The following is an 11,287-nucleotide window of genomic DNA, read 5'->3' as shown; positions in this document are numbered from 1 at the left end:
GAGCAGGTGTTCGAGCGCGGCAGCCTCGCCAGCACGACGCGCTGGATCGGGATCCTCACCATCCTCATCCGCCCGCCTAGGACAACCGAGCAGCTGCGCAAGAACCCGCTCGGCGTCTTCATCAACGCCATCGACTGGTCGCGCGAGCTCGACAGCGCCGCGCCAACCCCCGTTTCCCCTAAGGAGCCCGCCAATGACAAATAGAGCCCCATTGCTTCGTGCTGCCTTGATCCTGTCGGCGTCTGCTGCGGTTCTTTCGGCCTGTGCCTCGAAGCCAGTGCCGCCGCCTCAGATTTCCTATGACCACGAGGACTTCAAACCAGCCGCGATCGAGAAGGCGCCGGAGAAGCCGGTCAAGGTCGTGGAAGTGCCGAAACCGTTACCGTTGCCTGGTCAGTTGATGCCCGCACCCGGCAAGCCCGCCCCAGATAAGCGCTCGCCGGAAGAACAGGTCGCCGATGCCAACAAGGCGGCGACGCAACAACCCACCAAGTTTGGCTATGTCAATGCGGTGCAGGTTTACCCCTTTGCCGACGGCGCGCTCTACCAGCTCTACGCCGCGCCGGAGCGCGTCACCGATATCTCATTGCAGCGGGGCGAGAAGCTGACCTCGGTCTCAGCCGGCGATACGGTCCGTTGGGTGATCGGTGACACCGTTAGTGGCTCAGGCGATGACCAGCGCACTCATGTGTTGGTGAAGCCATTCGCGCCGGGGCTTGCCACCAATCTGGTCATCACGACGGACAGGCGATCCTATCACCTGCAGCTTCAAAGCACTGAGAAAACTGCCATGGCGGCGCTCTCCTGGACTTACAGCGAAGACCAACTCGTGGCGCTTCGGCGGCGCAACGCTCAGGCAGAGGCTGAAATGCCCGCGGCCTCGAACGTAGCACTCGAAAACATCCGCTTCCGCTATTCGATCACCGGCGACACGCCGCCGTGGAGACCGACGCGCGCCTTCGATGATGGCAGCAAGGTCTACATAGAGCTCCCGAAGCGCATCGATCAGGGCGAGGCGCCACCGCTCTTCATCGTCGGTGCTGACGGGGACAACCAGCTCGTCAACTATCGGATGCACGGCAACTACTACATCGTCGATCGCCTCTTTGCTGCGGCCGAGCTAAGGCTGGGCACCAAACAGCAGCAGGTGGTGCGCATTACGAGAACCGACGGTCGGCAACCGCCGCGGCGGGTTTCGCTGTTTTCGCGTTTTGGCAGGTGAGGGGAGGCTCATGACCGATACTTCCCATCCGAATGCTCCGCCGAAGCTCAATCCCGAACAGCTGCAGCTGCGAGCCTCGCCCCGCCGAGCGGTGCGGTTCAGGCGCGGCATAATCGTCGCGATCGCTGCTGTTGGTTCCGGCGCCGTTTTTGGCGTCACGATGATGGCGCTGCAGGGGCCTGCGTTGCGCCTGAAGCAGCAGGCCGAAGAGCTTTACAGCACCGACCGCAAGCCGACCGCCGAGGGACTCGAAGCGCTGCCTAAAGACTATTCCGGGATTAAGCCAAAGGCTCCGGTGCTTGGACCGCCGCTGCCCGGGGATCTCGGCCGTCCTATTCTCGAGCACCAGAGCCAGCTTGGCATCGCGCCCGGGCAAGACGTTTCCGCCGAGGCGCAGCGGCTTGCACAACAAGACATTGAAGCGCGAGAGTCGCAAGTCCTGTTCCGCATCGAAAACCGACTCCAGCAAACGGAAGCTCTTGGCAATGGGCAGGGCGGACGTTCACCTTTCGAGCCGGCGCCTCAGCAGGCAGATACCGATGGGACGCTAGCTTCCGTCGCGCCGGCCGAGGGCGACCAGAACAACCAACAGCGCAAGCTCGATTTTATCGATCAACGGAACACCGGCGGGATCTACAATCCGCATGCGCTGCAGACGCCGGCTTCGCCCTATCAGATCATGGCCGGCAGCGTGATTGCGGCAAGCCTGATCACCGGCATCAATTCCGACTTGCCCGGCCTCGTCGTCGCGCAGGTTACCGAGAATGTGCGCGACAGCGTCACCGGCAGCATCCTGCTCATCCCGCAGGGCTCACGGCTGTTCGGCACCTACGATAGCGTTGTAGCCTTTGGCCAAAGGCGCGCTCTGTTGGTGTGGCAACGCATTGTGATGCCGGACGGCTCATCGATCGAAATCGACAATCTGCCCGTGACCGACGCGGCCGGCTATGCCGGGCTCGAGGACAAGGTGGATTTCCATACTTGGCAGCTGATCAAGGGCATCGCCGTGGCCACATTGCTGGGGGTTGGTACCGCGTTGACCTTTGGGGAAAACGAAAGCGACTTAGTCAAGGCGATTCGTGAATCCACCCAGCAGAACGTCAGCCAAGCCGGCCAACGGATCACTGAAAAGAACCTGAACGTCCAACCCACGATCACCGTCCGCCCTGGTTGGCCGTTGCGCGTCATCGTGCACAAGGACCTCGTGTTGCGGCCATACACGGGGTGAACAGGAGGACTTCATGGCTAACCTAAAACTCGGAAAACTTCCGGACCGGACACCTTCGAAGATCACCATCACCGTTGCCGCCGACTTGAGCCAAGCACTCAACGACTATGCCGCACTTTACCGTGAGACCTATGGCGAGTCCGAAACGGTGGCGGAACTGATCCCCTTTATGCTGGTCGGGTTCCTGGAAGGCGATCGGGCGTTTGCCAAGGCCAGAAAGGAAGGTCTGCCGGGCGCCGGCGCGTCTGAGAAACCAAGAAGGCAATCATCTTCCACACTGGACAAAGGTTAGCGCTTAGTGTCGTTTTGGAGCAGCTAGGTTCTTGATCCTGACCGCGTTGCCGCCGGTCCCAGCGAGCGTTTCGCACAATTTGAGATCAGGCTTTCGCTTTACGCTTTAGGAAGGTTTCTTGGCCGGAGCGGCCTTCCTTCCCAAACCTAACGATTTTGCCAGCGCTGATCGGGCGGCCGAATAGTTCGGAGCGACCATGGGATAGTCCTTCGCCAGGCACCTTATCTCGGTGTCCACGAAACCGGCAGCAGGCCATGATTTTCTATGCATTTCCCGAGGCGCTACGTGGGGAGTCGCGCAAGACCATGGAGGGATTGGCCGCCGAGGCGACGGAGGATGAACGGGTAGACCATATAGTAGTCTTTGCCCGTTGTACGGACCGCTGGGACGTTCCATACGAAGCAGTGCTTCTGGTTCGTCGTCCCCCAAGGAGACGCGGCAGATAGCGCAAGCGCTTAGCCTAACACCCGATCCTGACGCAACCTCTGCGCCGACAGTCGACGCATTGCCTGGGTCTGCTCTGCTTGCCTCGCTCCCCATTGCCCACCAAACGTGGGGGCAGGTTTCCGCGCGGCTTGCCTAGCGATCGGACTCGGCCGCGAGCTTCCACGCCCCATCGTCCGCCATCTGCTCGGACAGCCGCTGCATCACGCAGATCACTTCGACAAGGCGCACGCCGTCGATCCGGCGCATGTGCATCGTCGGACGCCGGACTGCGATCAGCTTCTGCATGTCATGGTCGAATTCGGTCTTGTCGACGAATACATAGCCGAACACTTCATCCCAGTTTTTCGTGCTCTGGATGATCCCCGACAGTTCACCCAGTTCGGTAAAATTGACTAGCGGTGCGACCGCTTCACCGCGCGCCATCGCCACCTTGCGAATCTCCTTCGCCTTGCCGATCAGGTTCGACGCGCGCAGCTTGAACCAGTCCGGTCCGAAGCGCTCTTCGAGCTTGCGCTCGACATAAGCGCGCAGTTCTTGCTCGAACCGCCCGACCAACACATAGGCATCCTTGCTGGTGCCGCGTGACCGCACGGTCATCGATACTTCGCCAAGCGTCACGACCGCCACGGCATTGGCTTCCGAGCGAAGCCCGACGGTCAGCCCGCTCTCGATCATGATCTCGAGCGCCATGCCAGGCTGGGCGACAACCAGCCCTTCATCGACTTCGGCCTCGCGATACATGCGCTTGCGCACACGCCCGTCGCGCCAGAAATTTTCCGGCAGATCGACGCGCGTGCGCCACTCGCCGAAGAGCGAATGATAGGCGTCGATCTGGAAATGGCTGCGCCGGTCGAATACTTCGCCAATGCCGGCGAGCGCCGACATGTTGAGTTGGGTCGCCGCGAAATCGGCTTCGCACCGGGCGGTCAGCCCAAGCAATGCGCTCCTCTTGGCCTGATCGATCGCGGCCGAACCGACGAAGTTCTTAGCGATCGCGTCGCGCATGTCGCCGACAGCCGTGCCAAGGCCCCCGCCGAGCAGCTTGGTGATATCGGGGGTATCGATCCTGCCGAGCGTGCTCGCCCATTGCGAGGTCTTGGCGATGTCACCGAACGGTCCGGCAAGCGAGGCGAATAGCGATTTCTGGACAGCACGCTGCTGCTCTTCGAGCTGCTTGATCGCCGATCCGATGCCGCCGAGCGGTCGCATTGCCTCTTCGAATGTCCGCTGCGCCTGGCTGACGGTGCTCGCCAACAACGGGTCGATCTTGAGCGGCTGCACGCCCTGGATCGCCGCAATCACCTTGGGATCAATCGACGGCATGATTGCGCCGATCAAGGCAAGCTTGGCATGGTCGATTGCCAATGGCTGGATCGCATTGAGTTTCGCGGCCAGCGCCGTGGATGGTTCGAGTAGAGTGCGCATCGCTTCCATGCGCACGATCTCGGCCGCTCCAAAGGCCGGGCTAAGCCCGAGCGCTACCTGCTGCGCAGGCGAATTGGCGTAATCGCGGGCCAGCTTTGCCGCAGGGGAAAAGTAAAGCTCCCGCGCCATTTTGACCGACGGCGATTCCAGATACTCGCGGGCGAGGCGCTCGGTCGCGCGCTCACGCGCGCCGCGTGCGATCTCTTCGGCAGCCGTCAGCGGCTCGCCGCGCGCAATTTTCGAGAGCTTGTCGCCGGGGAGCTTGCCGCTAGCACTGTCGTCGTCATCCATCGCCACCGCCTGTTCGCTCGCACTTCGATCGGCGGCCGCGCGCTGCCTTGTCTATATACATTCGCTCGCGTCCTGTCACACGTCGCCGCGATCAAAAGGTGAGCGCCGGTCTGCTACACGGCCCAACAGCACCCTCTCGAGAAGGGGTACATGGCGTCTGTCGAGCGCATCCTGCCCAAAGTTCTAAACCACGCCTGATGGCCGTGCCGAAGTCGGCCTAGCGCCTTCCGAGGAGCCAGCGCAGAACATTCCGGACCCGTTGCCAGAATGTGACGACGTGCATTTTCTCGATATGCTGCTCGTCCCGCGCGCGACTTGCCTGAACCTCGCGGTCGGACATCGGGGGTAGCCAAATGATGCGCCCACCTTCGATCAGATAGTGCGAACGACAGGCGAGCTCCCGGTTGCCGACCGAGGGCGATATTGTGAACGACCTTGCGTTTTGCATGAGCTGCCAACCTGCCGGCTTGATCGGCAGGACGACTCTCGATCCGCATCCGCAGGCGCAAAGGTGAACCGAAGACCGAAACTCATCGCTATAGTAGAATTTACCCGGCGTGACCTCGTCGGGAAATCGCTCGCAGGGAACCAAGTCTAAAGCATCCGTTCGGTGGATCATGCCAGTGTCTCTCGGAAAATCTTCAGGCGGTCCAAATTCATCAGCAAATTATAGCCGGGGTCGGTGTCGGCATAATAACCGAACCTCTTCTTAAACAGCATGACCGCGATGGCGGCATTGAGGGCGTTGAGCTCCGCGATCTGGATGTTCGTTTGATATTCATGGTCGGCGTCGTCGACCATCGGCAGGATGGATGCGGCGAGCACGGCCGATCGGGTGTCGTCGTCGACGAGCGTCGCGCGGACCCTGCCGTTGAGGGGTCCATCGGTTCGCGTCAGTCCCATTCCGACGTCGATGAACGGTTTGCCGAGGCCATTCAGAAGCTCGACGACCTTCGCACGACTGTTGCCCTTGTCGACACAAAGGAAGACGAAGTCGCAGTCCTGAATTGCACCCGGCATGTCTTGGCTCACGCGGATAGCCTGGCCTGTCACGCCCGTTCGAAAACTTGAATATCGCTCGACGTAAAGATCGACCTTGTTCTTTTTGAAATCCTCAAATCGAGTCGTTCCGGGCGATCTGTACGAGTTTTTAACCACGTATTCGTCGTCGTCGAAGAGCTTCAACCCTTTGACCGGGCTCTTTGATAGGAAATCGAGCACATAGGAGCCCGTACCGCCGAGGCCGACGATGCCGACATTTACATGGGAAATCCGGCGATTGAGTTCGTGGAGCTCGGCGTGGGAGGAATGCGTGTCAGGAAAGTTGAAAGGACTTTGGATGTCGGCGCCGAAATCGACGTCGAGAAACAACTGATCCGCTTCCGGAAATTTGTACACCGCCGGCCCCGAGATCACTTGATAATATTGCTCGAATTTCTCGAATAGGGACCCATAGTCGCGCATCTGGCCCGGTGCATTCGCGATCTTATGAGAATAATAATAGCTCGAATAATTATCGTCGAAAATCAGCGTCCTGTTCTCGCCGCCTCCAAGAATGCTGAGGAGCGATTGGCCATCGAGCCCGCACGGATCCTCCCCGAGAAAGTACATCTGGTGATTGGCCGGTATGCCTATCTCTGTTTCATTCGTGAGGTTCAACGGGTCTGCGATAAACCCGCGACGAAGCTCGCCCCGGCAGTTCAGATAAGGAACGGCCATGACGAGATAATTTGCACGAATGGCGAAGTGGCGCCCCTTGACTTCAAGGCGCGCCAGGCTTCCATCAGGAGCGACCAGTGGGGAAGACATCGAAGCGCATATCCTTCTTCACCTTGATGCTCCCACCGAAGGGAAGAACGTCATCCGGCTTGTCGGGATTGGGGCCTCGCTCATAGGTGACTGAGTACCCGCGCACCTCTTCGCCAACAACGCCGTAGGCAATCTTCACCAAGTCGGCATGGGAGATTTCCCCTTTTGACACGTGATGTGGTTGGGTGTTGACGAAAATTTCGACGGTGTCTGCATTGGGATTTGCCATTTTCAATCCTTTCGTATGTGCGCCTGCGAATGTCCGGAGCAAAATCCCTTGGTCCCGGCTCTTCTGCGTGTTATTCCCACTTCTGGGAACGCTGATTCTTATATGGCACGGCGCGAGGTCGAGCGCAAGAATCGTCCCACATTCGGGAACTATTTTGTGCTGGAGTCGCGATTAGCCATGAAGCTGATGGGGATATCGAGGTTGCACGAACTTGCCCGTCGTGCCCGTGACGGCCTTGATGGAGCCGTACAGGCCTTGGTTGCTGAGCTCGAGGCAGGGTCGTGGCGCTCGATGGCTGACATCGCTGAGTTCTACCCGTTAGCCGTCATTGACGGCATCACGGTCCGAATCCAACTCAACGGTGACTATCGGGTCGATCTCCTCGCTGACTGCGGGGCGCAGATGGTTCTCATTGAATATGCGGGCGCGACTAGAGTGGGGCGCGCGCCACAGATAAAACAGGGAGCAAGGTGATATGACGGTTCGACCTATACGCACGAACGAGGACCACCAATCGGCACTCAAGCGTGCCGCGGCGCTGTTCGGGCATAACAGCCCAAAGGATCGCGACGAGCTCGAAGTGCTGCAAGCCGTCATCGAACGATGGGAGCGATCACAGCATCCCGTCGAGGTAGCCACGCCTGCTGAGGCGATCAAGTTTCGCATGGCACAGACAGGACTGTCACAACGTGATCTGATCCCATATGTCGGAAGTAAATCGCGGGTATCCGAGATACTCAACGGCCAGAGACAACCAACGGTTGACCAAATCAGAGCACTGCACCAGCACTTGGGCGTTCCAGTGACTTCGCTGATAGGGTCGTTCAAACACGAGCCTGCTACGGGTAACTCGAGCACCTCAATTGCAGCGGAGGGGAAGCTCCGGAAGCTTGGCGTAATGAAAGAGAAAGAGAATTTTGCTGACTTTCTATCGCGCTCGAAAGCTTCTACTCCGGCAGTCGCTATGTTGCGCAAGACCAGAACTGAAAGAACCAACGCCAAGACGGATTTTTCGGCGCTTGAGGCATGGTGTGCGACCGTCTTGTCGCTTGCAGAAAAGATCTCTATCAAGAAGAATAAGATAAAAGATCCACAGATGTCGGCAAGAAAACTTGCTATGGTTAGCACATTTCCTGACTGGAGTGCTCACGTCGTAACAGAACTTAATCATATGGGGATAATATTTGTAATATTGGAACACCTTCCGGGAACGTTTCTTGACGGCGCGGCGATGTGCCGTGGCGATGGCGTTCCGGTGCTGGCGCTGACCCTTCGCCACGATCGTTTGGACAATTTTTGGTTTACGCTGTTGCATGAATTTGCCCACGTGGTCTGCCACTTGGGTCCTGATCGACAGGTCATTTTGGATGATCTGGATGTGGCGAGTTCGGAAACCATAGAAGCGGAGGCGGACTCGTTTGCGCGCAACGCTCTTATACCTCCTGCCATATGGAAGCGGATCGACAAGGACAGCAGCACTGAGGAAGTATTGGAGGCGGCGCAGAAAGCTGGCGTGCATCCTGCGATCTCCGCCGGCCGCTGGCGGTTCGAGCATTCGGACTATCGTCGCTTTTCCAAGCTGATCGGTCGAGGTGAGGTTAAAACCGCTCTTATGCCGGCCTGAGCCTCAATGTCGCTTTGAGGCGCAAACGCTGCCAACGCGGTGCCAGTGCCTGCTTTCAGGCAGCGGCAGGCAACGTCGTTGCGGCCAAGACGGCGTCACCAGCGGAATGGCACCTTTCTGCTGGTTCGCACCAGCACCGGACCGTCTGCTCTCGACCCCGAATTCGCCTCAGAATGCGAGGAATTGCGAGAGCGTTTCGCGCGATCCCGGAAAGAGCAATCCCACTTCAATCGCGATTGCCGCGAGGACTTGGAGCAGGAGGATGCGAGCGAGCCTGGAGCGGAACGGCTCCTTGCGCGTCTTGTGCCGGATCGTTTTTTGCGCGATCACAGTTCCGATGCTGCCGCCAATGATGGCGAGTGTAAGAAGCGTCGACTCTGAAATGCGTTGGGAACCGTTCTTGGCCATAGCCTTATCGAACGCCATGAAGGCGTACGCCAGCAAGTTTACCGCGAGAACGTAGCCGATGACCCCGATTGCAAACTGCTCAGGCATGCGCTCCTCACCTTCGGGCCAGTATAACCTAAGCCCGTTAAACCAACGGATGGCAACGGGTCCATCTAAATGGGGTATCTGAAACGTCGTCATGGTGACCCGAAGGGCGACTTTCGCCAACACTATCAGGTTGCGGGAGCTGGTGAAATGATAGCATCTATCTCATCATGCGATGCAATTTCTGTGGATAACGGAACCGAACCACCGGTATGATTTTGGATTGGGTAATTTTGTGGGTACGGATCGATATCCACACTGATATTATCCGATTGAAATCAAATACATAGCTTACAGTTCGATTCCGCTCTGGAACCTTGAACTTCGGTTCCACCTCGTCCACCCGCAGGTATTTGCGCACCGTATTCCGAGACAGGCCCGTCCTACGGCTAATCTCTCGGATCGATAGATGTTCTCGATAATGCCAGCGTCGGATCACGCTCAATAATGCCATGTCGATCACTCCGTAATCCCCGCTGAAAAAACGCAGGGTAAGGGTCAAACATGGGTCAATTCTCGGTGGAAATATCCTGGGTTGCCGGGTCAGTTCTCAGTGGCAATCAACAGGCAAGGACAAATCCTCGATATGGTCTCCATCCGCGAGCGTCCCGCCGAGGCCGAGGATCGCGCCATCCCAGGCCATTGGGAAGGTGATCTGCTCGCTGGCGCAAACGACACCAACATCGTCACCCTCGTCGAACGGCACAGCCGGTTCACGATGCTTGTGAAGTTGGCGAGAAGGGACTCGGCGACCGTGGTGGCCGCTCTCGCGCAGAAGATCGGCTCATTGCCCGAGGAGTTGCGGCGCTCCTTGACCTGGGACCAAGGCAAGGAGATGGCTCGTCACAAGAGCTTCACCGTCGCAACCGATCTACAGGTCTACTTCTGCGATCCGCGCAGTCCTTGGCAGCGCGGCAGCAACGAGAACACCAACGGCCTGCTCAGACAGTACTTCCCAAGAACCACCAACCTATCCCTCGTCTCGCAGGATCAACTCGACGCCGTCGCTCGGAAGCTTAATCAGCGACCTCGAAAAACCCTGGACTTCGAGACCCCGGCCGATAGGTTGCAGAGGGTGTTGCGATGACAAGTTGAACTCACCGCCCAATCTCGGCCGTTCGCTGCACTCCTACTTCATCCTAAGAGCTGCCGTTCGTTCGCGGGCTGCGTTGGACGCGCGCAGAAGCGCATCACCTCGTCAATCTTTGTCCACATAACTTAGGAGCTGGTGTCACGGCGGTAGAGGTTGATACGAATCGCATCACCAAAGAACGTTTCGCCCCAGGACGAAATGATGTTGCGCTCATCGAGCCACTTCACAAATTCAACGTTGATGTCTGTTTTGTCGATCCTCGGGCTATGATAGCCGGTCTTGATCTCGGAGAATGGTTCCGGGAGGGCGGCGAGGATCTCGCGTACATCACCGTCGCCCAAGACTTTCTGGCACTTGTTGAACAATGAAATCTGGACCGGGATCGGTGCCGAGTTCAGGATGACCGCGCGCGCGGCTTCGACACCCAGAGCGCTCACGTCCGCCCCAGTCCTCTCCAAGATCGCGCCCACTTTGCCCGCCCGAGATTGCAGGCCACCGAGCAAGGTGAGATCCATTGACCGGATGATCGCCAGTTTACGGGCGTCACCGATATTCTCGCCTAGGAGCAACTCACGGAAATCGTCTTCGAGGGCGAACGTCGCCTCGTCTTGTAAATATGCATCAATGTTTTCGACCACGAATAGGACTCGGAGGTCAATTTGCTCTCTAAGCGCGTCCACATTCTCTTTCGTAAAATTGACCCTCGCTTTCTCGATCAGTACCCGCAATTTACCAGGGCCAAGATTACTCGGAAATTTAATGAAGGTCCTCGGTAGCCTTTGGACATAGATTCGATACGTTGCGTCTTGCAGGGCGTCGTCGTTGATCAGGAACTGGCGCAGGGCGGCTGCCTTATCGTCGGAGGGAATAGCCTGCTGCGGAAGTGCCGCCAGCGCTGCCTTCGTCTCCAGAAAACCGGTTAAAGTTGCCGCATCGAAGGCCTCGCTGCCCATGAAGGCGAGGCAATTCTCCCAGGAAGGCTCAATTCTGCTCAACTGGAAAACGAGTGAGTGAAAACGGACTGGCACATCGCCGAGGGAAGAGATGGTAGCCGACTGCCTTTCGAGGAACGCACTCAGATCGTCAAAATCGGCAACCTCTCGACCGATAATGGACAGAATGGTGGCCACGCTCT

Annotated in this window: 11 protein-coding genes and 4 pseudogenes; 7 read left to right on the top strand and 8 right to left on the bottom strand. The window is 58.3% G+C overall.

The window, feature by feature from the left end:
* The 4 genes from NKH35_RS29820 to NKH35_RS29805 form a co-directional block, all read left to right on the top strand.
* On the top strand, window positions 1-204 hold a 204-nt coding region (locus NKH35_RS29820; protein WP_352917295.1), incomplete at its 5' end, for a VirB8/TrbF family protein.
* The gene (trbG, locus tag NKH35_RS29815) at window positions 194-1,222 is read left to right on the top strand and encodes a P-type conjugative transfer protein TrbG (RefSeq protein WP_031244469.1); all 1,029 of its coding nucleotides are present in this window, start codon (window positions 194-196) and stop codon (window positions 1,220-1,222) included. The genes NKH35_RS29820 and trbG, both read left to right, overlap by 11 nt.
* A 10-nt stretch (window positions 1,223-1,232) precedes the next feature.
* On the top strand, window positions 1,233-2,450 hold the full coding sequence (locus NKH35_RS29810; protein ID WP_352917293.1) for a TraB/TrbI/VirB10 family type IV secretion system protein: 1,218 nt from the start codon (window positions 1,233-1,235) through the stop codon (window positions 2,448-2,450).
* 13 nt (window positions 2,451-2,463) lie between these two features.
* Window positions 2,464-2,742, top strand: a complete 279-nt coding sequence (locus NKH35_RS29805; RefSeq protein ID WP_023708012.1) for a DUF2274 domain-containing protein — start codon at window positions 2,464-2,466, stop codon at window positions 2,740-2,742.
* A gap of 105 nt (window positions 2,743-2,847) precedes the next feature.
* On the opposite strand, the pseudogene NKH35_RS29800 reads toward NKH35_RS29805, so the two are convergent.
* From NKH35_RS29800 to NKH35_RS29780, 5 genes and pseudogenes are all read right to left on the bottom strand, one after another.
* Window positions 2,848-2,958: pseudogene (locus tag NKH35_RS29800) on the bottom strand (MucR family transcriptional regulator); the annotation flags it as partial.
* Window positions 2,959-3,321: 363 nt separating this feature from the next.
* The gene (locus tag NKH35_RS29795; protein WP_352917291.1) at window positions 3,322-4,905 is read right to left on the bottom strand and encodes a hypothetical protein; all 1,584 of its coding nucleotides are present in this window, start codon (window positions 4,903-4,905) and stop codon (window positions 3,322-3,324) included.
* Between the two features lie 217 nt (window positions 4,906-5,122).
* Window positions 5,123-5,524, bottom strand: a complete 402-nt coding sequence (locus tag NKH35_RS29790; RefSeq protein WP_023708009.1) for a ubiquitination-like system serine protease family protein — start codon at window positions 5,522-5,524, stop codon at window positions 5,123-5,125.
* Window positions 5,521-6,714 (bottom strand): DUF6791 domain-containing protein, encoded by a 1,194-nt coding sequence (locus NKH35_RS29785; protein WP_084779709.1) that lies wholly within the window; start codon window positions 6,712-6,714, stop codon window positions 5,521-5,523. The genes NKH35_RS29790 and NKH35_RS29785 overlap by 4 nt, the downstream gene beginning before the upstream one ends.
* Window positions 6,689-6,943 (bottom strand): multiubiquitin domain-containing protein, encoded by a 255-nt coding sequence (locus NKH35_RS29780; protein WP_023708007.1) that lies wholly within the window; start codon window positions 6,941-6,943, stop codon window positions 6,689-6,691. The genes NKH35_RS29785 and NKH35_RS29780 overlap by 26 nt, the downstream gene beginning before the upstream one ends.
* A gap of 102 nt (window positions 6,944-7,045) precedes the next feature.
* On the opposite strand from NKH35_RS29780, the gene NKH35_RS29775 reads away from it, so the two are divergent.
* Both NKH35_RS29775 and NKH35_RS29770 read left to right on the top strand, forming a co-directional pair.
* Window positions 7,046-7,417 carry a hypothetical protein gene (locus NKH35_RS29775; protein ID WP_023753808.1) on the top strand — a complete coding sequence of 124 codons (372 nt, stop codon included), beginning with the start codon at window positions 7,046-7,048 and terminating at the stop codon, window positions 7,415-7,417.
* A gap of 1 nt (window position 7,418) precedes the next feature.
* Window positions 7,419-8,567, top strand: coding sequence for an ImmA/IrrE family metallo-endopeptidase (locus NKH35_RS29770; RefSeq protein WP_352917288.1), 1,149 nt, complete (start codon window positions 7,419-7,421; stop codon window positions 8,565-8,567).
* A gap of 168 nt (window positions 8,568-8,735) precedes the next feature.
* Here NKH35_RS29770 and NKH35_RS29765 read toward each other — a convergent pair whose 3' ends face one another.
* Both NKH35_RS29765 and NKH35_RS29760 read right to left on the bottom strand, forming a co-directional pair.
* Entirely contained in the window at window positions 8,736-9,062 is a 327-nt protein-coding gene (locus tag NKH35_RS29765; RefSeq protein ID WP_023753810.1) for a DUF1294 domain-containing protein, read from the bottom strand.
* A gap of 301 nt (window positions 9,063-9,363) precedes the next feature.
* Window positions 9,364-9,513, bottom strand: a pseudogene (locus tag NKH35_RS29760) (sigma factor-like helix-turn-helix DNA-binding protein); the annotation flags it as partial.
* Between the two features lie 117 nt (window positions 9,514-9,630).
* Here NKH35_RS29760 and NKH35_RS29755 point away from each other — a divergent pair.
* Window positions 9,631-10,146 (top strand): annotated as a pseudogene (locus NKH35_RS29755) (IS30 family transposase); the annotation flags it as partial.
* A gap of 131 nt (window positions 10,147-10,277) precedes the next feature.
* Here NKH35_RS29755 and NKH35_RS29750 read toward each other — a convergent pair.
* Window positions 10,278-11,287: pseudogene (locus NKH35_RS29750) on the bottom strand (P-loop NTPase fold protein); the annotation flags it as partial.

It is taken from the genome of Mesorhizobium sp. M1143 (assembly GCF_040318435.1).
In the GTDB taxonomy this organism is placed as follows: domain Bacteria; phylum Pseudomonadota; class Alphaproteobacteria; order Rhizobiales; family Rhizobiaceae; genus Mesorhizobium.
This window is presented reverse-complemented; position numbering and strand designations above follow the sequence as displayed.